The following is a 20,458-nucleotide window of genomic DNA, read 5'->3' as shown; positions in this document are numbered from 1 at the left end:
AAACCATGACGACACAAAGGCTCTGCTTCGGCAGGGCCTTTTTTATGCATGCCATTTATCAGGCCTCGCTTGAGAGCGAATGAATTCATGTGAAATTTTATTGCTTGATAAACAAGACGTTAAAGTTTTTCTTCTACATGGTGAATTCGCGAATTTCACTTTCTTGCGCAAAGTCAAAGTAATCCGTCCTTGCTGTGCAAGAATGATCGGATCAAAAAATTTGAGTCTCAGTCTGCATAGCAAATCACATCATGTCTCTCACTATGCAGTTGTTGATGGGAAATACCGAAAAATAACGCCTAAAGGGAGCCATCCCAAGATGAAAAGAAAGGATTCTTGTTCTCGCGAAAATCATATCAGTCCCTAGGTCGATACGGACTGCGGCTGTATTTCCCACTGTCAGTCTAAGTTGAGGATTGTTATGGTCTTAATTACCCTGAATGGAAAGCCTTGCCACGTTGACCCCCATCAAAGCTTATGGCTTGCTGCGCAGCAGTGTGGCGTGATCATTCCCTGTTTATGTGGTTCGGAAGGCATTCAACACCATTGCGGTTTGTGTGACGTCGAGGTGGACGGCGCAGGGATCGTGAGCGCCCGTGACTGCAAGCCGCGTGATGGAATGGTGGTGACCACCAACAGCACGGCACTGGAGCTGCGCCGCAAACATCGCCTCGAAACGTTGTTGGATAACCCCAATATCACTTGTAGCCTGCCGCCGTGTCAGGTGGCGTGCCCAGCCAAAGTCGACGTTCAGCTGTATCTGTCTCTGATTGCCAACAATGAGCTGCAACAGGCTGTTGACGTGATTAAAAACACCTTGCCCATGCCGCTGTCGATAGGCCGCGTGTGTCCGGCGTTTTGCGAGCACAAATGCTTGCGCCGCAATGTGGATGAACCTCTAGCCATTCGCCAGTTAAAACGATATGCCGCCGACTACGATGTCACGGCGGCGCCATCCCTGCAGCCCGAACGCAAACCGGCTAAAGGGCAGAAAATTGCCATTGTCGGTGCTGGCCCGGGGGGGCTGAGCTGCGGTTATTTTCTTGGTCGCGAAGGGTATGAGGTCGATATTTTTGAGGCCATGCCACAAGCGGGCGGGTGGTTGCGTTACGGTATTCCGGAGTTTCGGTTGCCCAAAGCCATTTTGGATCAAGAGATTGAGTTGCTGTGTCAGCATGGGGTGACGCTGCATACCGGCCAAGTGTTGGGCGAGGATTTCACGTTGTCGGCATTAAGTCAGGAGTACAGCGCGGTCTGTTTGGCTGTCGGTGCTTCTCAAGCCAGTGCGATGGCGTATGCAGGCAGCGATTTGGCCGGGTGTTTTCTGGGCGTGGATTTTCTAAAAGACCATGTGCTGGAGCGCAAACTGGCGCTGGGCAAGAAAGTGGCCGTGATTGGCGGTGGGAACACGGCGATCGACTGTGCACGTACTGCGTTGCGTCGTGGCGCGGAGGTGACGTTAATTTATCGCCGCACGCGGGAGGCCATGCCTGCCGAACCTTACGAAGTCGAAGAAGCGGAGCATGAAGGCATCGCGTTTCGTTTTCTCACCAACCCGATTGAAAACATCGCCGATGAGCATGGCCGAGTTAAACAGGTGGTGTTAGAGAAAATGGCCTTGGGTGAACCCGATGCAAGCGGCCGACGTTCGCCAACCCCGACTGGCGAAACGGAGACATTGGCGTTTGATACTGTCATTGCCGCTGTCTCGCAGCAGACCGATACTCGCTTTTTAGAAGGCGAGGCGATGGCGTTGAATCTCAGCCGCCACAACACCATTGACGTGGATGAACACACCATGTTTTCGGGCGTGGGGAATATTTTTGCGATTGGTGATGTGCGCCGCGGACCGGCGACGGCGATTGAAGCGATTGCCGATGCGCGCGTGGCTGCGCAGAGCATTGATGCGTCGCTCGGTGGTGACATGGCGCCTTTGTATACGCGCTCTTTCCGCTCACGCAATGCGTCACGCACCGCACATTTGGTGCGCCCTGATCACGCGCAGCGCGTGAAAGAGAGCTTGAAAACCATGGCACGCGGAAACAGTGATGCGGTCAAGGCGCAGCATTATCAGTGGGCGATGCAGGGGATCTTTCGAGCCAAAATGCCTGAAATCGACATGGCGCGCCGGGTGACCTCGTTCGACGAAGTTGAGACTGGGTTCAGCGCGGAGCAAGCATACCACGAGGCACGGCGCTGTATGAGTTGCGGTTGTCATGAGGGCAATCAGTGTAAATTGCGCCGCTATGCCACCGAGTACGACGTGCATTTGAGCTGAGCCATGAAAGCCGGCAAGTGCTGCGCCTAAATACACAACGAGCCCGTCATGACGGGCTCGTTGCTGTTTCGATGCTTCCCCGCTCGATGAAGCTTGGGGGCTTATCAGGCGGCTTGGTGGAGCGGCTTGGTGGAGCGGCTTGGTGGAAAAGCGCGCTTAACGAAATTGGCCGGCTTCTGGCAAAAACTCAAACCCGGCCGTCGCCAAGCGAGCTTCTAGCGCTGCACGATCAATCTCAAAATAGACCACCAATTGGTTCAGATCGCCGCCGAAGTCATCACGCAGCTTCATATTCACGATGCTCATCAGCATCACGGGATCCATGGTGGCAAAGTTCGCCAAATTCATGTTTAGTCCTCGAAATCAGAAATCAATAAGTTCGCCGCGGCAAACGCCGCTTTTTCGCGGGCTTCCTTGGGCAGGGAAGTGTCTGCGGCGATGTCATTGAGCGCACGTACGGCACAAGAAATCGCCTGCGGCACGTACCCTTGGTCGCCACTGCCAATTTGTGCGTACAGCTCACGCACCAAATCACAACACGCATAAACTTGCATGATTTTATCCTCTAAAAAAGTCTCTGCGTCCAATATACACACACCGCTCCCCGCTGACAAAACTGCGGTTTGCGTTGGCGCAAATTCCGCGTGCAATTGGCGATTTATTCTTCGCGGACTTGTTGATGGAGTTCGGCGATCAGCGCGTCGTCCAAGCGAAGCTGTTTCGCTAATTCGCTTAAGTACGCTTTTTCCATAAAGCTCTGCTCATCGATGATTAAGCACGATGCGAGGTAGAGTTCGGCGGCTTGAGCCGGCGTTTGTGCGAGGCGGGCAATGTCTGCCGGATCGAGCGGTTTCTTCAATTCCAGCTCAATCAAGGTTTGTACGCCAGCGTCGGCCCCCAATTGTTGCACGGCTTGATTGATGTGTGCCATTTCGTGCTCATCAACATGGCCGTCGGCTTTGGCCGCCGCGATCATTGCTTTGAGGATCAGTAACTCATGGCGGGGATTGTGTTCATCGAAGGTGGCTGCCGGTGGGGCAGAAGCTGGCTGTTTGGCTTGCCAATCGTTATATACCTTGTACGCCAAGGCACCCAAAGCCGCTGCGCCGCCGATTTTCAGCGCGCTTTTACCCAACTTCTTGCTTTTCTTCGAGCCCATCAATGCGCCAAGCAGGCCGCCACCAAGCGCGCCGGCGCCGAATGTGGCGAGTGTGCTTTTATCGCGGGTGAGGGATTGCGCGTGCTGGGTGCCTTTTTGCCCCCATTCTGAATTCAGCGCTTGATTGAGTAACGCTTTCAGATCCATAAGTCACCTCCTTGAGTGTCTAGACAGTCTAGAAAGGGGCAGATGAACCCACGATTAATCGCATAAAAAAAGCTGCCCGAAGGCAGCTTTTCAAATTCAGTTGGCGATTAAGCCAGTTGCGCTTTGATGTGTTCAACGATCTGGTCGATGGCAATCGCAGTTTTTTCACCGTTGCGACGGTTTTTGTATTCGAAGTTGCCTTCGTCCATGCTGCGGTCACCGATCACGATGGTGTGAGGAACACCGATCAGCTCCATATCTGAGAACATCACGCCTGGGCGTTCTTTACGATCATCAAACAGTACGTCGATGCCAGCGGCACTCAATTCAGCGTACAGTTTTTCTGCTGCTTGTTGAACGCGCTCTGATTTGTGCATGTTCATTGGCACGATCGCCACTTGGAACGGTGCAATCGCATCTGGCCAGATGATGCCGTATTTGTCGTTGTTCTGTTCAATCGCTGCAGCAACCACACGTGAAACACCGATGCCGTAACAGCCCATTTCCAGAATCACGTTTTTGCCGTCTGGACCAAGCACGCTACAGTTCATTTTTTCAGAGTAGTTGGTGCCCAGTTGGAAGATGTGACCCACTTCGATACCACGTTTTAGCATCAGGGTGCCTTTGCCACATGGGCTTGGATCGCCTTCCACGACGTTACGTAGGTCCGCCACTTTACCCAGTGCGACGTCACGACCCCAGTTGATGCCGAAGTAGTGTTTGCCGTCGATGTTGGCGCCAGCGCCAAAGTCGCTCATGACCGCGACAGTGCGGTCCACGATGAATGGCAGTTCCAGACCGACAGGACCCAGTGAACCAGGGCCTGCACCGATCAGGGCGCGAATTTCTTCTTCGCCAGCCATTTCTAGCGGCGCGGCCACTTCAGGCAGATTTTCTGCTTTGATTTCGTTCAGTTCGTGGTCACCGCGTACGATCAACGCAATGATCGCAGCATCGACCTCGTCAGACGCTTTTACAAACAGGGTTTTAACAGTTTTCTCGATTGGCAGACCGTGTTGCTCAACCAATTCCGCGATGGTTTTCGCGTTTGGCGTATCAACCAGCGTCATCGCTTGGGTTGGTGCGTCGGCTGCAGCGGCTGGCGCTAAGGCTTCAGCTTTTTCGATGTTGGCTGCGTAATCGGATTCTGTTGAGAACACGATCAAATCTTCGCCGCTTTCTGCGAGGACGTGGAATTCTTGCGAACCGTTACCACCGATCGCGCCACTGTCTGCTAGCACTGGGCGGTAATCCAGACCCATGCGATCAAACGCTTTGCAGTAAGCGGCATGCATGGCGTCGTAAGATTTTTGCAGGCCTTGCTTGTCAAGGTCGAAGCTGTACGCATCCATCATGGAGAATTCACGAGCACGCATCACGCCGAAACGTGGGCGGCGTTCATCACGGAATTTGGTTTGGATTTGGTACAGGTTCAGCGGCAACTGTTTGTAAGAGCTCACTTCGTTACGTACGAGCGCAGTGATCACTTCTTCTGCTGTTGGGCTAAGAACAAACGGACGAACGTGACGGTCAGTAAAGCGAAGCAGCTCAGGACCCATCTTCTCGCTGCGCCCTGTCTCTTCCCAAAGTTCAAACGGCTGAACAACGGGCATCAACGTTTCGATAGCACCTGCGCGATCGATTTCTTGACGAACGATGTTTTCGACTTTACGCAATACGCGCAGACCAGTAGGTAGCCAGGTGTAAAGACCTGAGGCTAGCTTACGGATCATACCTGCACGTAGCATGAGCTGGTGGCTCACGATTTCTGCGTCGTTTGGAGTCTCCTTCAGAGTAGAAAGAAGATAGTTACTGGTACGCATTTAAGTATCCGTTTTTCAAAGTTTTAAGGAATCGCAACGCCTTGGAGTGTTCAAGTTGGCCTTTTGGGCCGCTGAATGGATTCACAAGGGTATCGGTCGCGACTAAAAATAAATTAGCGGCTCATAATATCAGCCTATTGCTTTTGTCAAAAGCGTTCTATTGCGGTCACTGTCACTAAGTTATCGTTCACCGTGAATTTCACGTTCAAATCGTACAAATTGACCGCATATTCCTTCATGTCCGGTTTGTTTTTTTTGTACGCCGGACGTGGATCTTGGGCCAGCACTTCGTGAATCACGGCTTGCTGCTCTACGCCATGAGGCGAGCGATGCAACACCTCTAGCGCGGCCGGGGAAAAGGTCACTTGCGCGAGCTCTGGCTCGGCTTCCGCATAGCCGCCTTGCGCATCAGCAATCGCATCGGCGTAGGGAATATACGGTTTGATGTCGATGATCGGTGTGCCATTCACCAGATCGACGCTGCCGAGATCGAGATAGATCTGATCGCCCTGTTTGCTGACGCCACGCAAGGCAACCGCGGACATGCCAATGCCATTGGGGCGAAATGTTGAGCGTGAGGCCAACACCCCAATACGCTCATTGCCTCCGAGACGCGGCGGGCGTACGGTCGGTTTCCAACCCGCTTGCAGGTTCTGATCAAACAAAAACAACAACCACAGATGGCTGAATTGCTCAATGCCACGCACGGCCTCTGGGCAGTTGATTTCGCCCAACAGTTTGACGCGGGCGCGGGCGCTCGGCACCAAACGTGGCTGACGGGGCACGGCAAACTTTTCTTGATACGGGCTTTCGATAACCGCAATCGGATCGATGGTGTGCATAACTTCCTACTTCACGCCGACCGATGATGGGCGGCAAATTTTGCGCGTCACGCGCCGAAAAAAAATCACATCGTACCAGCGCGCTAAGTGGCTGTTTTACCGAAGCGGAGGGCTGGTATGCCGATGAACTTGGCAAAAAATAGCATATTCCTCTCGACAAATCGCTTGCAAAACTCCTCAGGTGAGAATTACTATTATTTAAAATGTTATAACATAACAATTTACCCAAGGAGAAAAGTATGAAAGCAGGCATTCATCCGAACTATCGACCGGTGGTGTTCCACGACACCAGCATCGATCACTATTTTGTGATTGGTTCTGCGCTGCAAACCGATCAAACCATCGAATGGCAAGGTAAAACCTATCCCTACATGGCGATCGATGTGTCGTCGGAATCGCATTCGTTTTACACCGGTAAACAGCGAGCGGTACAGCAAGAGGGCCGAATCGCTAACTTCAATCGTCGTTTTTCCCGTTTTGGGGTGAAGGAGCAATAAATGAAAGTACTGAGTTCACTCAAAAGCGCAAAAAATCGCCATCCAGATTGCCAGATCGTCAAGCGCCGCGGGCGTTTGTATGTCATTTGCAAAACTAATCCGAGGTTTAAAGCCGTGCAACGGTAAGTGATTGGCATATTTAATAATGACGTCCATTGATATTATTTTATCTTATGTGTTGTTAATGGTTTTATAATCTGATTGATTAGCTTGTTTGCGTTACATTATTCTTATTTTGAAATCATTTGTAACATTTGTGATTTTAATCTGTTCCCTTCCTCAAGTACTCTGCGCCAGCTTTTGACATTTCCGTCACATTTGCTCAGGAATTACTACAAGGAGGGAACGGATGAGTTCATCTGCTTCAATAAACCAACCTGCACCAAAAAAGCCCTTTTTTACCCGCTTCTTAGATGGTGTTGAATATTTGGGGAACCTATTGCCCCATCCCATTACGCTGTTTGCGCTGTTCTGCTTAGCCATTTTGCTGGCATCTGGTGTGGCCGGTTACTTTGAATTGTCAGTCATGGATCCGCGTCCGGAAGGCGCCAAAGGGCGCGCTGCGGATGGCATGATTCACGTGGTCAGCTTGCTCAATGCGGAAGGCTTGCAGCTGATTGTTACCAATCTGGTGAAAAACTTTGTTGGCTTTGCGCCGTTGGGTACTGTGTTGGTGGCCATGTTGGGCGTGGCGATTGCGGAGTACTCTGGTCTGCTTTCTGCGGCCATGCGTGGCTTGGTGATGGGCGCGTCTCAGCGCATGGTCACCGTGACGGTGGTATTTGCCGGTATCATTTCCAATACTGCATCGGAGCTTGGTTATGTGGTGTTGATTCCTCTTGCGGCGATGCTGTTTCACTCTTTGGGTCGCCACCCGTTGGCCGGTTTGGCGGCGGCGTTTGCAGGGGTGTCTGGCGGCTATTCGGCCAACTTGCTGATCGGCACGGTGGATCCGCTGCTGTCGGGGATCACCGAAACCGCGGCGCAGATGATTGACCCGACATACACCGTAGGGCCTGAAGTGAACTGGTACTTCATGTTTGTGTCGACCTTCTTCATTGCCGCGATGGGCGCATTTGTGACCGAGAAAATCGTTGAGCCGAAACTGGGCGCATACAACGATGAAGAAGCGGCGGAAGATCTGTCGCACGACAAAATGGGCACCCTGACAGCGCTAGAGAAAAAAGCGCTCAAATGGGCGGGTGTGGCTGTACTTGTTGTGAGTGCCTTGTTGGCTTGGACCGTGGTTCCGGCGGATGGCATTCTGCGTTCGGCAGATGGTCAAATTGCCGGTTCTCCGTTTCTGAAAAGTATCGTGGCATTCATCTTCGTCTTCTTCGCGATTCCTGGCTTTGTGTACGGCAAGATTGTGGGCACGATGAAAACCGACCGTGATGTGATTGATGCGATGGCGAAGTCGATGTCATCGATGGGCATGTACATCGTGTTGGTGTTCTTTGCGGCGCAGTTTGTTGCGTTTTTCAAGTGGACCAATTTCGGTCAAGTGTTTGCAGTTGCTGGCGCTGAATTCCTGCAAGACATTGGCTTGACGGGGCCGATGCTGTTCTTTGCTTTCATTTTGATGTGTGGCTTCATTAACTTGATGATTGGTTCTGCGTCGGCCCAGTGGGCGGTGACCGCACCGATCTTCGTGCCGATGCTGATGCTGGTGGGGTATGCACCCGAAGTGATTCAAGCGGCGTACCGCATTGGAGACTCGACCACCAACATCATCACGCCGATGATGAGCTACTTCGGCTTGATTTTGGCCGTAGCCACGCGCTACATGAAGAACTTGGGCATTGGTACGTTGATCGCCACCATGCTGCCGTACTCTGTGATGTTTATTGTTGGCTGGAGTCTGCTGTTCTACGTGTGGGTTTTTGTGTTCGGTTTGCCGGTGGGCCCGGGTGCCGCGACGTACTACACGCCATAAGCGATTGACCATAAACAAATGACGGTCAATGACAACGAAAACCTGCGCTCAGCGCAGGTTTTTTTAATTCCGCTTAGCGCGTCTGGTGCTTGGCCAAAATGCGGTCGAGGTGGTTAGCGAATTCACGTCGTTCCGTTTGCGACAGTGCGGCCGGGCCGCCGGTTTGAATGCCGCTGGAGCGCATGGTGTCCATAAAGTCACGAATATTGAGGCGCGCTTTGATAGTTTCGCTGGTATAAAGCTCACCGCGAGGGCTGAGTGCCAGCGCGCCTTTGGTAATCACTTCATCGGCCAGCGGAATGTCGGATGTGATCACCAAATCGCCCGCCGCGACGCGTTGCACGATTTCGTTGTCGGCCACATCAAATCCGCTCGCCACTTGTAGGCTTCGAATGTTGTCGCGCTTGGGCACCGGCACCAAATGGTTGGCTACAAACGTACATTCAATCCCCGTGCGTTCTGCGGCGCGAACCAGCGTCTCGCGAATCACTTTCGGACAGGCGTCCGCATCGACCCATAATTTCATCATGATTGACCTGCCAATTGTGCTTCCAACGCGTGCACGCGCTGCGTCAGTTCTGCCACTTGTTGTTCCAGTGCGCTAAGACGATCGTTTTCCGTCGTCGACGGTGCAGCCACTTCCACTTTGGGCACGCGATGGGCGCTTTTCCAGCTTTTGATGATGGTGATCAGCGCGGGCATCGGCACCGAGGTCGACAAGCGGGCTTTCACTAAGGCCACGCTGGGCTCTTTGCCTTCGTGGTGGAGACTGGTCAGAATCGCTTCCAGCTCTTGAGTTACGTCTTTGGTGAGCATTGTTTGTCCCTTTTGAGTCATTGGGGTGATCTTACTGATATTTCATGGCGAGCAAAAGAGGGAATGCGTTGTAAGAGATCTCTTACATGATGTGTAAGACAATGGATTTTTGTGACGAGAAAAATGCGATGTAATCGTTTTAAGTGTTTGATTTTTAGTGTTTGTTTTTATGCGCTCTCTTTCAGGATGAAAATAATGTTTTGGGGGGCATTGCGAAAAAAACGCAGTGGCGTAAATTGAACCCTGTCGGAAGGGAACTGACACGGATTTGGATTCACCACTGGACGGTGGTTTCAGGATGAAGATGGCGATAACGGATACATCGTCACACGGATGGCAGGATTTCGAACGGAATCGACGGTTTACACGGAGTAAACTGGCAAGGACTGCACAGGACACCTCGGGATGAGGTCGGAACCCCATCAGGATGATGGCAAGGACACCGCTCAGGGAACAAGTGATGTGTGCTGATCAGGAACGGTTGGCAATAGGGAATAACGGACACCGCTAGGACGGCGATGCGAGGACGAGGCAGAAGGATTCTGTCACTATTATGGATGATGCATGGAGCAATCATCAGTAGCCGGACTGCTGCGAGTAAGACTTAAGCCCCGATACCCCGTGTATCGGGGCTTTTCTTAATCTTTCCAAGCGTGATGTGCCACGCGCTATCCTGACGGTTGATGTCAGGCCATGCGATTCGTGCGAATCAATTTATAAAATAACGAACAAATCGCAATCCAGATCAATACGATGTCATCTCAGTTGGTTTAATTTTCGGCTACTTTCCTAGGGCTAGGAAGGGCCAATTTGGTTATTCGGAATTGCTGTAAACAAGGATTGTCAGTGACAATAGTGACACGCAGAACGCTTGTTATTCCTTACACAGAATCGTTTGAGTCTGATTTCCTCATGCTCAACTGCTGTGCGAAAAACCGCGCTCAGATGAACGGCCCGAAAACGGTCGCCTCCGCAAAACAACTCTTTCAACGTGTGCTGCACGACCCCACGCTCCATGCCATGGCGGTACTGGACAATTACAACCGCGAATACATGGGCCATGTGTTTGTTTCCATAGAAGATGGGCAGGCTGAACTGGGGTATATCTTTGACAAAGCGTATTGGGGACAAGGTTTAGCCAGCGAAGCGCTGTTGGCGTTTTTCCCCAAAATATGTCAACGACTCCATTTAGAGAAAGTCTCTGCGACCGTGAATTTGCAACATTACCCCTCGATTGCGATTTTACACAAGCTCGGTTTTCACCTGCTGGGGGTGAATGAAGACGCATTTGGCCCGTATTACGAGTTTGCGTGGCTGAAAGAAGAAACGGCTACACCATACGATGCGGTGGCACATGGAATGCCTGCGGCGTAAAACCGCGCATGATCAAATGGCCCTGATAGCAGTCGTCACCGAGCGCTGAAAACTCAAAATAATACACGGTATGCCAACGCCAGCGATGATCGGGCGTTTTCCATTTGTGGTGCCCAAACGAGACACTCAGCAGTTGCAGCTCGAGTTCGTCGCACTTGCGCGCAATGCGGGCTTTGGCGAGTTCGGACTGGCGACGCTGTTGCCAGAATGCAAAGCAGACGAGGCTAAACAGCACAATGCTCAACAGGTCACCAATCATGCATTTACCCTTTCGTCGACTGTTGCAGGTTCATCAGGGCTTGCGCCAGTTCTGGGGACGGGCTGGTGTGTAGCAACGGCAGGAGCACGAGGCGCAGCTCAGGCAGCATCACCAAATCCGCAAACAACTGGTTGAACAACGACTGATTTCCGCTTTGTGCCAAACGCAGTAAAAAGCGCTGAGCGCGACCGCTGTCGGCAAGCATCGACCAACTGCGGCCAGCAATCCCAATCAGCACTTCTGGGTGGCTCAAGCGCGGGCTGTTTAGCACTGCATCCAATACTTGACTTTGTATTGCCGCCGGAGCGCCGGACAAGGCACGCACGAGGGCTGAAAGCAAAAACAGATCCGGCTCGTGAGCTGCGATTTGTGCCTCTGCATGCTCTTGAAGGCGTGCAGCCAGTTTTTCTGGCAGCGCGATGTGCTCCAACGCACCGAGCAATGCATACAGCGGCTGAGGCGGCAGGTGGTTGAGCGCTTTGCGCAGCAAAACACCATTTTGTTCTTGGCCTAAGCGGGCACAAATATCGGTGATCCCTTGTAAGCCAACGGTTTGCCAATTCTCCCATCCCAAATCGCCAGTAAAATAGTGCTGTGCATGTTCATAGTATTGGCTGCATGGTAGCCCCAATTGGGCGCGAATTTGGCTGTGGAACACCGCCATTTTGTCGTCGGCCGGTTTGAAGGTGTAAGGGTTGTTGGCCAGCTTTTGTTGCTGTTCGTCGCTCATCTCCTGATTGAGTCGCGTGCCCATGGCTTCAATCACGTATTTGATGAATTGACCCACATCGGCTTGCGCCAACAAGCCGCGCTCATCCAGCGTGAATTTCAAAAACCAGATCCAAGGTTGGTTGGATTCGTTCCAATACACAATCGCCAAATGCGCCGTGCGTTTTAGCGGGTAAGGGTAAGGTTGGTGGCCGAGTTCCACTTGTTCAAATTGCGCGGTATCAATCGCTTGAATGCGGCGTCCTAAGTCAAACACCTGATATTGGCAGCCGCTATTTTTTAGCAGCTCACTGAGAGTATGAATGGTATCCATGGGAGCAAATTGGTCCTAACTTTCTTTGTTCAATAGATGGTATCATTCGCCGCTAATTCAAGGCTAGGAAGTAAAGATAATGACCGCCGCCACAATTTTCACACTGTTGCAGCAACTGGAAGAGGCACTGCGTGCATCCGGAGCTTGGCAAGATTCGGCGCCCGATGTGCAGGCGTTGCAAAGCACTCAGCCGTTTGCGATCGATACGCTGGCGCCCCACGAATGGCTACAGTGGATTTTTGTGCCGCGTATGCAGCAGATGATTGAGCAGCAGATGGCGTTGCCCGCAGGTTTTACGTTGTCGCCCTATTTTGAAGAGGCGTGGAAAGAGCGCCAAGAGTTTGCTTCCGTCATGCAGGTCTTATATCAACTCGATAAGGTATCGCTGTAATGCTGGAGATTATTTATCAGGACGCCTACATCGTTGCCGTCAACAAGCCTGCGGGTATGTTGGTGCATCGCAGTTGGTTGGATAAACACGAAACGCAATTTGTGATGCAAACGCTGCGCGATCAGATTGGCCAGCACGTGTTTCCGTTGCATCGTCTGGACCGCCCCACTTCTGGAGTGTTGGTGTTTGCCTTGTCCAGTGAGATTGCGGCAAACATGATGCCCATGTTCGCCAACCATGAAATGGAAAAAACCTATCATGCAATTGTGCGTGGCTGGATTGAAGCAGGGGATGTGTTGGATTACCCACTCAAAGAAGAGCTGGATAAAATCGCCGATAAATTTGCCAAGCAAGATAAAGCGCCGCAAGACGCGGTCACTGCTTATCAACCGCTTGCTAAAGTGGAAGTGCCACATTCGACGGGTAAGTTTCCCACCACGCGCTATTGCCTGATGGAAATGAAGCCGAAAACTGGGCGCAAGCACCAGTTGCGTCGCCACATGGCGCATTTGCGTCATCCAATTGTTGGCGATACCACCCATGGTGATGGCAAACACAACCGCCTGTACCGAGAGGTGTATGACGCGCATCGCTTGATGCTACACGCCAGCGAACTGCGTTTCGTGCATCCGTATACCGAACAAGAACTGGTACTGCGCGCGGGGTTTGATGCCACTTGGCAGCGCTTGTTTGCCCTGTTTGACTGGTGTGCGCCGCAGCCATCCGCCTAGCAAGGTTTTGTCAGCGATGTCATTGATGTCGTTTCAGCCATAAAAAAGCCTTCTCTTGGAGAAGGCTTTTTTCATGCATTCCGCATTTTATTTGGCGAGGTAATCGCGCACCGCGCGCTCAATGCCTTCGGCATCTAAGCCCAGTTCGTGGTGCATCTCGTCTTGAGTGCCTTGCGGAACAAATTGATCCGGCAAACCTAAGTTGAGCACAGGCTTGATGAGCTTGTTTTTCATCATCCATTCCACCACGCCGGCACCGGCGCCGCCCGCAACCACGTTCTCTTCCAGCGTGACCAGCACATCGTGCGTGTTGACCAGTTCAGTGATGAGGGCTTCATCCAGCGGTTTCACAAAACGCATGTCCGCCACGGTAGCATCGAGCGCTTCGGCGGCTTGTAGCGCGTGGGGCAGCAGGGTGCCAAAGCTCAGAATCGCCACTTTTTCACCTTGGCGCATGAGGCGACCTTTGCCCAGCTCAAGCGCGGTGAATGTCTCTTCCAGCGCGACGCCCATGCCATTGCCACGAGGGTAACGCACGGCGCTAGGGCCTTGATGTTGGTGGCCGGTGTAGAGCATTTGACGACACTCATTTTCATCGGCAGGCGCCATGATCACCATATTCGGAATGCAGCGCATAAAGCTCAGATCAAAGGCACCTTGATGCGTTTGACCATCGGCTCCCACCAGACCCGCGCGGTCAATGGCAAACATCACCGGCAGGTTCATGATCGCCACATCGTGGATCAGTTGATCGTAACCACGTTGCAGGAAGGTGGAGTAAATCGCCACAATGGGGTGATGGCCAGCAATCGCCATGCCGGTCGCTAAGGTCACCGCATGTTGCTCAGCAATCGCCACATCAAAGTATTGCGATGGATACTCTTTTGAGAACCGCACCATGCCTGAGCCTTCGCGCATGGCAGGCGTGATCGCCATCAGCTTGGGATCTTGCGCGGCCATGTCGCACAAAAAGTCACCGAAAATTTTCGAAAAAGTCGGTTTAGTACTGGTGCTTTTTGGCAGGCAGTCGTGGCTTGGGTCGAATTTTGGCACGCCATGGTAACCAATCGGATCTTTTTCCGCAGGCTCATACCCTTTGCCTTTTTTGGTCATCACGTGCAGGAATTGCGGGCCTTTCAGCTCACGCATGTTTTTCAGCGTCTTGGTCAGTTCCAGAACGTCATGACCATCCACTGGGCCAATGTAGTTAAAGCCCAGCTCTTCAAACAGAGTGCCCGGAGCCACCATGCCTTTGAGGTGTTCTTCGGTGCGACGAACCAACTCTTTGATGGGCGGAACGCCGGAGAGCACTTTCTTGCCGCCTTCGCGAATCGAGGTGTAGAGATTACCCGACAACAATTGCGCCAAATGGTTGTTCAGTGCGCCGACGTTTTCTGAAATCGACATTTCGTTGTCGTTCAGAATCACCAGCATGTCAGGGTGGACATCACCGGCGTGGTTCATGGCTTCAAACGCCATGCCGGCGGTAATCGCGCCATCGCCAATCACGCTCACCACTTTACGGTTTTCACCCTCTTGGCCTGCGCAAATCGCCATGCCCAGTGCCGCGCTGATCGACGTGGAGGAGTGACCGACCGACAAGGTGTCGTATTCACTCTCTTCGCGCCAAGGGAACGGGTGCAGACCACCTTTCTGACGAATGGTTGGCATCTGTTCGCGACGCCCCGTCAGAATTTTGTGCGGATAAGCCTGATGGCCGACATCCCAGATCAGTTGATCGAACGGGGTGTTATAGACGTAATGTAACGCAACGGTCAGTTCAACGGTGCCAAGACCAGAAGCCAAGTGGCCGCTGGATTGACTGACTGAGTTGAGCAAATAGGTTCTCAGTTCATCACAAAGCGTCGGCAGCACTTCTTTTGGCATGCTGCGTAATTCATCCGGCGAATTTGCCAGAGCCAGTGTCGGATATTTTGAAATATCAAGAGTCATAGTTATGCGCGCTTATAGTGTTAGTTTTTGCGCTCGATGACGTATCGGGCGAACTCTTCGAGATGCTCAGTGTTGTAAGGAATCGCTTGCAGTGCCTGAAGCGCTTCCTCATACAACAGTTGAGCTTTATTCATCGCACCTTCTAGGCCCAGGAGCGCTGGGTAGGTGCTTTTATTGAGTTGTTGATCAGAACCTTGCGGTTTGCCCAACGTTTCGGTGTCACTGATGATATCGAGAATGTCATCTTGAACTTGGAAAGCCAGTCCAACCGCGTCAGCGTATCGGTCGAGATGTGGCAGCACATCCAACCCTTTGTGACCGGCAGCCATCGCACCCATTCGAATGGCGCAGCGCATCAGTGCGCCGGTTTTGTTGCGATGAATGTTTTCCAGCTCGTCGAGAGCCACCAAGCGGTTCTCCGCCGCTAAATCTAAAGCCTGACCCAAACACATGCCTTGCGCGCCTGACGCTTCTGCCAGAGCTTGAATCATCTTCACGCGGTTCATCTCACCCGCGTCAGACAACGTGCCTTCGGCGAGAATCGTGAATGCCAGCGTTTGCAGGGCATCGCCGGTTAAAATCGCGGTCGCTTCATCAAACTTGATGTGACAGGTGGGTTTACCCCGGCGCAGCTCATCGTCATCCATCGCCGGCAGATCGTCGTGAATGAGTGAATAGGCGTGAATGCATTCAATGGCCGAAGCCGGAGTATCGAGGTCGCTGGGTTCACAACCGAGCATTTGCCCGGTGATGTACACCAGATACGGGCGAGCGCGTTTGCCGCCCAAGAGCAAGCCATACCGCATGGCTTCAATCAGAGGCAGATTCTGGTTGGGCAGACGATTTAACCACAGGTCAAGCTGCTCATTGTTTCGGTGTTGAAAAGAGGATAGAGCCTCAATCATAGGGCACTCTTTAGTCATCATTTATTCAGGCAGATCGGTAAATTCGCTCAGCGGCGCATCGTCGCTGTTGCTTAGCAAAATGCTAACACGTTGTTCCGCTTCATCGAGCTTAGTTTGTCCAGAGCGAGCAAGGGCAATGCCGCGCTCAAATTTTTTGAGGGCGTCATCCAGTGCCAAATCACCATTTTCCAGTTGATCAACCAGTTCATCTAACTCTTGAATGGTTGCTTCGAAGGACATGTTTTCAGGTTTCTTGCTCGCCATAATCATTTTGCCTTGGGAAAGATGCACGAAAGTTACCTTAGGGCGTAGTGATGGTCAAATTTAACCAAGCAATTTTGTCAGAAATACGGCGCTTTTTACCGGATACGGATAACGAAACGTAAAAATGGCACCGGAGTCTGAAACTTGACTTGGATTTCTGTGCTGCCCGCAGGTGCATCTTAACAGGATTTGAGTATACACTGGGAAAAGCATATCACTGCCTGACAAGGCATGCAGACGTTTCAAGCGCATTTTTGCGCACCGGATCGGGTCAAACCGTGGGGGATGGCCGCTTGCGGCAGGCGAGCGCTTTCGGGCAGATGCCGCCGCGGGCTGAGCAATCATCGGCTCATTACCGTTTGGCTCGGGCAGGGTGATGTGTCATCCGGATTGAGAAAAAAGTTAAAGAATTTATTCTCTTGCCGATAACGAGAGTAATCTCTAATCGCGAATGAACAGCAGAGGAGCGCTTCGTGGATTTAGCAACGCTAATAGGTCTGATTGGTGGCTTAGCATTTGTCGTGATGGCGATGGTCTTGGGCGGCAGCATTATGATGTTCGTCGACGTCACCTCTATTTTGATCGTAGTGGGTGGTTCACTGTTCGTTGTCCTGATGAAATTCACCATGGGACAGTTCTTCGGCGCCGCTAAAATTGCGGGGAAAGCGTTCATGTTCAAAGCCGATGAGCCGGAAGATTTGATCGCGAAAATCGTGGAAATGGCGGATGCAGCGCGTAAAGGTGGTTTCCTCGCCCTTGAAGAGATGGAGATCTCCAACTCCTTCATGCAAAAAGGCATCGATTTGCTGGTGGATGGTCACGACGCCGATGTGGTACGTGCAACACTACAAAAAGATATTTCCCTGACCGATGAACGTCATGAAGCCGGCACGGGCGTTTTTCGTGCGTTTGGTGACGTGGCACCCGCGATGGGGATGATCGGGACACTGGTTGGTCTGGTGGCGATGCTGTCGAACATGGACGATCCAAAAGCGATCGGTCCAGCGATGGCGGTGGCGTTGTTGACGACCTTGTACGGTGCGGTGCTTTCCAACATGGTGTTTTTCCCGATTGCCGACAAACTGTCGCTGCGCCGTGAACAAGAAACATTGAACCGCCGCCTGATCATGGACGGCGTCTTGGCTATTCAAGATGGTCAGAACCCACGTGTCATTGATAGTTACCTGAAAAACTACCTCAATGAAGGTAAACGTGTGCTTGATGTCGACAACGAATAAGCGGAGTGAGTGATGGAAGAGCAAAAGTGCAAATGTCCGCCACCTGGGCTTCCCGCTTGGTTAGGGACCTTTGCTGACCTGATGTCGCTCCTGATGTGCTTCTTCGTCCTGCTGCTGTCGTTTTCGGAAATGGACGTTCTGAAGTTCAAGCAGATCGCCGGGTCGATGAAATTTGCATTCGGGGTACAAAACCGCCTTGAGGTCAAAGACATTCCCAAAGGCACCAGCATCATTGCGCAAGAATTTCGTCCTGGTCGCCCTGAGCCGACCCCGATTGACGTCATCATGCAGCAAACCATGGACATCACTCAGCAAACGCTGGAATTTCATGAAGGCGATGCCGATCGCGCCGGGGGCACGCAGCGTGATGCGGGCCAGTTGACGGGCGGTCAATCGCCAGAAACCGCGACGCAAGATAACCAAAATACCGAAACGGAAATGCAACAGCAGCAGGCCCAATCTCAATCGATGTCGGAAGAGATGGAAACTGTGCTGGAAAGCATCAAGAAAGCGCTACAACGAGAAATTGAGCAAGGGGCGATTGAAGTTGAAAACCTCGGCCAGCAAATCGTCATTCGCATTCGTGAGAAGGGCGCTTTCCCTGAAGGCTCGGCGTTCTTGCAACCGAAATTCCGCCCATTGGTGCGCCAGATTGCTGATTTGGTGAAAGATGTGCCGGGGATCGTGCGCGTCTCGGGTCACACCGATAACCAACGTCTGGATTCTGAACTGTATCGTTCAAACTGGGATTTATCGGCGCAGCGTGCGGTGTCGGTGGCGCAAGAGATGGAAAAAGTGAAAGGCTTCAATCACCAACGCCTGCAAGTGCGTGGCATGGCCGATACCGATCCGCTCGGGCCGAACGATACCGAAGCGCAACGCTCGCGCAACCGTCGCGTTGAAATCAGCATTATGCAGGGCGAACCGCTGTATAGCGATGAAGTGCCGTCCGCGCAGCCTACGAACGTCCAATAACGCGCCGTCTAAGTGACTCCCTAAGGCAAGCCAACTGGCTTGCCTTTTTCATAAGCTTTTCTCTGTGGCGAGAGATCGTGTATAATCCCGCCCCCTTAGCGGTGCTGAGCGCCACACAGTCGTGCCTGCCAGTGAATGTTCTAATTAAATTGCGAATAACCTTATGAAATTTATAGTTAAGCCCCATCCAGAAATTTTCATTAAAAGTGAATCGGTGCGTAAGCGCTTCACTAAAATTCTTGAAAGCAACATTCGCAATATCATCAAAAGTCGCACGACAGGCGTCGCGGTGTTCAACCGTCGCGATCACATTGAAGTGTCGGCCAACAGCCGCGACTTCTTTGCCGAAACGCTTGAGATTCTGACCACCACACCGGGCATTCAACAAGTGCTGGAAGTGAAGCAGTCTGAATTTAAAGATCTGCATGATATTTACGAACAGGTGCTGCTGCAAAGCCGTCATCTGATCGAAGACAAAACATTCGTTGTGCGCGCAAAACGTCGCGGTAAACACGAATTTACCTCGATTGAATTGGAACGTTATGTGGGTGGCGGCCTCAACCAAGCGGTTGCTAGCGCAAAAGTGCGCCTGAAAAACCCAGACGTGACCATTAACGTCGAAGTGAACGATGGCTTGCTCAACCAAGTGATCGCGCGTCACAAAGGCTTAGGCGGCTTCCCATTGGGAACGCAAGAAGATGTGTTGAGCCTGATTTCCGGTGGTTTCGATTCGGGCGTGTCCAGCTACCTGCACATCAAACGGGGTTCAAAGGTGCATTACTGCTTCTTTAACCTCGGCGGTCCGGCACACGAAATCGGCGTTAAACAGGTCGCTTACTACTTGTGGCACAAATACGGTTCTTCGGCCAAAGTGCGCTTTATCTCAGTTGATTTCGCTCCTGTGGTGGCAGAAATCCTTGAGAAAGTTGACGACGGCCAAATGGGCGTGATCCTCAAGCGCATGTTTATGCGTGCTGCGGGTCAGGTTGCGGAGAAATTTGGCATTCAAGCGTTGGTGACGGGCGAAGCGCTCGGCCAGGTGTCTAGCCAAACGCTGACCAACCTGCGTCATATCGATAACGTGACGGATACGCTGATCTTGCGTCCACTGATCAACTGGGACAAAGATGACATCATCAACGTCGCTCGTGAAATCGGTACGGAAGATTTTGCCAAGACCATGCCGGAATACTGCGGCGTGATCTCAAAGAGTCCAACCGTGAAAGCGGTCAAAGGCAAACTGGAAGCGGAAGAAGCCAAGTTCGACTTCTCGATTCTGGACCAAGTGGTGTATGACGCGCGTCAGATGGACATTCGTGACATCGAAAAAGAATCACAGCAACAAGCACCAGAAGTGGAACTGGTGACCGCGGTGCAAGACCAAGCGGTGGTGCTGGATATTCGTAGCCCGGATGAAGAAGATGAAAAGCCGCTGGTGATTGACGGCGTGGAAGTGAAACACGTGCCGTTCTACAAACTGGCGACTCAGTTTGGCGATCTGGATCAGTCAAAGACCTACTTGTTGTACTGCGAACGCGGTGTGATGAGTCGACTACAAGCGCTGTATCTGAAAGAACAGGGCTTCGACAACATTAAAGTGTATCGCCCATAATTGAGCGCGCACTGAATGAAGAAACGCAAATCGCTGGTCGGTTTGCGTTTTTTTTTGCCTCGGTGCAGCATTAGATTTATTTACCTTTTGTTACACACTTGCGGCGCGTGTTCGAGAATGCGAGCAAGGTCACAATGCGCAATCGCAGGCATAAAAAAACACCGCCCTTGGGCGGTGCTAAAAATTTGACAGACAGGTCAAAAAATAAATACAGGA

At 52.0% G+C, this 20,458-nt stretch carries 22 protein-coding genes; 10 read left to right on the top strand and 12 right to left on the bottom strand.

Translation table 11 applies throughout. From position 1 onward, the window contains the following. Positions 1-421 precede the first annotated feature (421 nt). Entirely contained in the window at positions 422-2,278 is a 1,857-nt protein-coding gene (locus ACF8PK_RS19045; RefSeq protein WP_392443061.1) for an FAD-dependent oxidoreductase, read from the top strand. A gap of 156 nt (positions 2,279-2,434) precedes the next feature. Here the strand turns inward: ACF8PK_RS19045 and ACF8PK_RS19040 are convergent, their stop codons facing one another. The 5 genes from ACF8PK_RS19040 to tsaA all read right to left on the bottom strand — a co-directional run bounded on the left by ACF8PK_RS19040 (position 2,435) and on the right by tsaA (position 6,249). Next, on the bottom strand, positions 2,435-2,626 hold the full coding sequence (locus ACF8PK_RS19040) for a DUF4250 domain-containing protein (protein ID WP_392443058.1): 192 nt from the start codon (positions 2,624-2,626) through the stop codon (positions 2,435-2,437). Positions 2,627-2,628: 2 nt separating this feature from the next. Further along, positions 2,629-2,832: a YaeP family protein gene (locus tag ACF8PK_RS19035; RefSeq protein WP_004729231.1), complete on the bottom strand. Its 204-nt coding sequence runs from the start codon at positions 2,830-2,832 to the stop codon at positions 2,629-2,631. Between the two features lie 104 nt (positions 2,833-2,936). After that, entirely contained in the window at positions 2,937-3,584 is a 648-nt protein-coding gene (locus ACF8PK_RS19030; RefSeq protein WP_392443055.1) for a tellurite resistance TerB family protein, read from the bottom strand. 107 nt (positions 3,585-3,691) lie between these two features. After that, positions 3,692-5,407, bottom strand: coding sequence for a proline--tRNA ligase (locus tag ACF8PK_RS19025; protein ID WP_038152724.1), 1,716 nt, complete (start codon positions 5,405-5,407; stop codon positions 3,692-3,694). Positions 5,408-5,553: 146 nt separating this feature from the next. Beyond that, positions 5,554-6,249: a tRNA (N6-threonylcarbamoyladenosine(37)-N6)-methyltransferase TrmO gene (gene tsaA, locus ACF8PK_RS19020; protein ID WP_392443052.1), complete on the bottom strand. Its 696-nt coding sequence runs from the start codon at positions 6,247-6,249 to the stop codon at positions 5,554-5,556. 239 nt (positions 6,250-6,488) lie between these two features. Here tsaA and ACF8PK_RS19015 point away from each other — a divergent pair, with 239 nt between their 5' ends. The 3 genes from ACF8PK_RS19015 (at position 6,489) to ACF8PK_RS19005 (ending at position 8,682) form a co-directional block, all read left to right on the top strand. After that, on the top strand, positions 6,489-6,746 hold the full coding sequence (locus tag ACF8PK_RS19015) for a type B 50S ribosomal protein L31 (RefSeq protein WP_392443049.1): 258 nt from the start codon (positions 6,489-6,491) through the stop codon (positions 6,744-6,746). After that, the gene (ykgO, locus tag ACF8PK_RS19010) at positions 6,747-6,872 is read left to right on the top strand and encodes a type B 50S ribosomal protein L36 (protein ID WP_038152722.1); all 126 of its coding nucleotides are present in this window, start codon (positions 6,747-6,749) and stop codon (positions 6,870-6,872) included. A 223-nt stretch (positions 6,873-7,095) separates the two neighbouring features. Continuing rightward, entirely contained in the window at positions 7,096-8,682 is a 1,587-nt protein-coding gene (locus ACF8PK_RS19005) for an AbgT family transporter (RefSeq protein ID WP_115333232.1), read from the top strand. 73 nt (positions 8,683-8,755) lie between these two features. On the opposite strand, the gene ACF8PK_RS19000 is transcribed toward ACF8PK_RS19005, so the two are convergent. Beyond that, positions 8,756-9,208, bottom strand: coding sequence for a YaiI/YqxD family protein (locus ACF8PK_RS19000; protein ID WP_143679386.1), 453 nt, complete (start codon positions 9,206-9,208; stop codon positions 8,756-8,758). Further along, positions 9,208-9,498: a hypothetical protein gene (locus tag ACF8PK_RS18995; protein WP_004724002.1), complete on the bottom strand. Its 291-nt coding sequence runs from the start codon at positions 9,496-9,498 to the stop codon at positions 9,208-9,210. The genes ACF8PK_RS19000 and ACF8PK_RS18995 overlap by 1 nt, the downstream gene beginning before the upstream one ends. A gap of 846 nt (positions 9,499-10,344) precedes the next feature. Between ACF8PK_RS18995 and ACF8PK_RS18990 the strand changes: the two genes are divergently transcribed. Beyond that, the gene (locus ACF8PK_RS18990) at positions 10,345-10,872 is read left to right on the top strand and encodes a GNAT family N-acetyltransferase (RefSeq protein ID WP_172475402.1); all 528 of its coding nucleotides are present in this window, start codon (positions 10,345-10,347) and stop codon (positions 10,870-10,872) included. Here the strand turns inward: ACF8PK_RS18990 and ACF8PK_RS18985 are convergent. Together ACF8PK_RS18985 and ACF8PK_RS18980 are read right to left on the bottom strand one after the other, a co-directional pair. Then, complete coding sequence (locus ACF8PK_RS18985; RefSeq protein WP_041942608.1) at positions 10,829-11,131, bottom strand: DUF3301 domain-containing protein; 303 nt, start codon at positions 11,129-11,131, stop codon at positions 10,829-10,831. The two genes, ACF8PK_RS18990 and ACF8PK_RS18985, sit on opposite strands and share 44 nt — an antisense overlap. Positions 11,132-11,135: 4 nt before the next feature. Beyond that, positions 11,136-12,173: a DUF3549 family protein gene (locus tag ACF8PK_RS18980; protein WP_004723997.1), complete on the bottom strand. Its 1,038-nt coding sequence runs from the start codon at positions 12,171-12,173 to the stop codon at positions 11,136-11,138. A gap of 79 nt (positions 12,174-12,252) precedes the next feature. On the opposite strand from ACF8PK_RS18980, the gene ACF8PK_RS18975 reads away from it, so the two are divergent. Together ACF8PK_RS18975 and truC are read left to right on the top strand one after the other, a co-directional pair. After that, positions 12,253-12,564, top strand: a complete 312-nt coding sequence (locus ACF8PK_RS18975; RefSeq protein WP_392443044.1) for a YqcC family protein — start codon at positions 12,253-12,255, stop codon at positions 12,562-12,564. After that, positions 12,564-13,295, top strand: a complete 732-nt coding sequence (gene truC / locus ACF8PK_RS18970) for a tRNA pseudouridine(65) synthase TruC (RefSeq protein WP_392443042.1) — start codon at positions 12,564-12,566, stop codon at positions 13,293-13,295. The genes ACF8PK_RS18975 and truC overlap by 1 nt, the downstream gene beginning before the upstream one ends. An 87-nt stretch (positions 13,296-13,382) precedes the next feature. On the opposite strand, the gene dxs is transcribed toward truC, so the two are convergent. Genes dxs through xseB form a run of 3 tightly spaced genes read right to left on the bottom strand, consistent with a single transcriptional unit; the run spans position 13,383 to position 16,417 of the window. Next, positions 13,383-15,248: a 1-deoxy-D-xylulose-5-phosphate synthase gene (gene dxs, locus ACF8PK_RS18965; RefSeq protein ID WP_392443039.1), complete on the bottom strand. Its 1,866-nt coding sequence runs from the start codon at positions 15,246-15,248 to the stop codon at positions 13,383-13,385. A gap of 20 nt (positions 15,249-15,268) precedes the next feature. Beyond that, entirely contained in the window at positions 15,269-16,153 is an 885-nt protein-coding gene (gene ispA / locus ACF8PK_RS18960; protein WP_004723990.1) for a (2E,6E)-farnesyl diphosphate synthase, read from the bottom strand. A 21-nt stretch (positions 16,154-16,174) separates the two neighbouring features. After that, on the bottom strand, positions 16,175-16,417 hold the full coding sequence (xseB, locus tag ACF8PK_RS18955; RefSeq protein ID WP_004723988.1) for an exodeoxyribonuclease VII small subunit: 243 nt from the start codon (positions 16,415-16,417) through the stop codon (positions 16,175-16,177). Positions 16,418-16,890: 473 nt separating this feature from the next. Here xseB and pomA point away from each other — a divergent pair, with 473 nt between their 5' ends. The 3 genes from pomA (at position 16,891) to thiI (ending at position 20,242) form a co-directional block, all read left to right on the top strand. Next, entirely contained in the window at positions 16,891-17,655 is a 765-nt protein-coding gene (gene pomA / locus ACF8PK_RS18950; protein WP_004723987.1) for a flagellar motor protein PomA, read from the top strand. Between the two features lie 12 nt (positions 17,656-17,667). Then, positions 17,668-18,630 carry a flagellar motor protein MotB gene (locus tag ACF8PK_RS18945; RefSeq protein ID WP_392443035.1) on the top strand — a complete coding sequence of 321 codons (963 nt, stop codon included), beginning with the start codon at positions 17,668-17,670 and terminating at the stop codon, positions 18,628-18,630. A gap of 163 nt (positions 18,631-18,793) precedes the next feature. Continuing rightward, on the top strand, positions 18,794-20,242 hold the full coding sequence (gene thiI, locus ACF8PK_RS18940) for a tRNA uracil 4-sulfurtransferase ThiI (RefSeq protein WP_004723983.1): 1,449 nt from the start codon (positions 18,794-18,796) through the stop codon (positions 20,240-20,242). The last annotated feature ends 216 nt before the right edge of the window (positions 20,243-20,458 follow it).

The organism is Vibrio sp. CJQ_6, from assembly GCF_043106745.1.
In the GTDB taxonomy this organism is placed as follows: Bacteria; Pseudomonadota; Gammaproteobacteria; order Enterobacterales; family Vibrionaceae; genus Vibrio; species Vibrio furnissii.
This window is presented reverse-complemented; position numbering and strand designations above follow the sequence as displayed.

Excerpts from the sequence above, each read along its gene's own strand:
- ACF8PK_RS19045 (WP_392443061.1), top strand. The coding sequence starts at position 422 with ATGGTCTTAATTACCCTGAATGGAAAGCCTTGCCACGTTGACCCCCAT.
- ACF8PK_RS19040 (WP_392443058.1), bottom strand. The coding sequence starts at position 2,626 with ATGAATTTGGCGAACTTTGCCACCATGGATCCCGTGATGCTGATGAGC.
- ACF8PK_RS19035 (WP_004729231.1), bottom strand. The coding sequence starts at position 2,832 with ATGCAAGTTTATGCGTGTTGTGATTTGGTGCGTGAGCTGTACGCACAA.
- ACF8PK_RS19030 (WP_392443055.1), bottom strand. The coding sequence starts at position 3,584 with ATGGATCTGAAAGCGTTACTCAATCAAGCGCTGAATTCAGAATGGGGG.
- ACF8PK_RS19025 (WP_038152724.1), bottom strand. The coding sequence starts at position 5,407 with ATGCGTACCAGTAACTATCTTCTTTCTACTCTGAAGGAGACTCCAAAC.
- tsaA (WP_392443052.1), bottom strand. The coding sequence starts at position 6,249 with ATGCACACCATCGATCCGATTGCGGTTATCGAAAGCCCGTATCAAGAA.
- ACF8PK_RS19015 (WP_392443049.1), top strand. The coding sequence starts at position 6,489 with ATGAAAGCAGGCATTCATCCGAACTATCGACCGGTGGTGTTCCACGAC.
- ykgO (WP_038152722.1), top strand. The coding sequence starts at position 6,747 with ATGAAAGTACTGAGTTCACTCAAAAGCGCAAAAAATCGCCATCCAGAT.
- ACF8PK_RS19005 (WP_115333232.1), top strand. The coding sequence starts at position 7,096 with ATGAGTTCATCTGCTTCAATAAACCAACCTGCACCAAAAAAGCCCTTT.
- ACF8PK_RS19000 (WP_143679386.1), bottom strand. The coding sequence starts at position 9,208 with ATGAAATTATGGGTCGATGCGGACGCCTGTCCGAAAGTGATTCGCGAG.
- ACF8PK_RS18995 (WP_004724002.1), bottom strand. The coding sequence starts at position 9,498 with ATGCTCACCAAAGACGTAACTCAAGAGCTGGAAGCGATTCTGACCAGT.
- ACF8PK_RS18985 (WP_041942608.1), bottom strand. The coding sequence starts at position 11,131 with ATGATTGGTGACCTGTTGAGCATTGTGCTGTTTAGCCTCGTCTGCTTT.
- ACF8PK_RS18980 (WP_004723997.1), bottom strand. The coding sequence starts at position 12,173 with ATGGATACCATTCATACTCTCAGTGAGCTGCTAAAAAATAGCGGCTGC.
- ACF8PK_RS18975 (WP_392443044.1), top strand. The coding sequence starts at position 12,253 with ATGACCGCCGCCACAATTTTCACACTGTTGCAGCAACTGGAAGAGGCA.
- truC (WP_392443042.1), top strand. The coding sequence starts at position 12,564 with ATGCTGGAGATTATTTATCAGGACGCCTACATCGTTGCCGTCAACAAG.
- dxs (WP_392443039.1), bottom strand. The coding sequence starts at position 15,248 with ATGACTCTTGATATTTCAAAATATCCGACACTGGCTCTGGCAAATTCG.
- ispA (WP_004723990.1), bottom strand. The coding sequence starts at position 16,153 with ATGATTGAGGCTCTATCCTCTTTTCAACACCGAAACAATGAGCAGCTT.
- xseB (WP_004723988.1), bottom strand. The coding sequence starts at position 16,417 with ATGGCGAGCAAGAAACCTGAAAACATGTCCTTCGAAGCAACCATTCAA.
- ACF8PK_RS18945 (WP_392443035.1), top strand. The coding sequence starts at position 17,668 with ATGGAAGAGCAAAAGTGCAAATGTCCGCCACCTGGGCTTCCCGCTTGG.
- thiI (WP_004723983.1), top strand. The coding sequence starts at position 18,794 with ATGAAATTTATAGTTAAGCCCCATCCAGAAATTTTCATTAAAAGTGAA.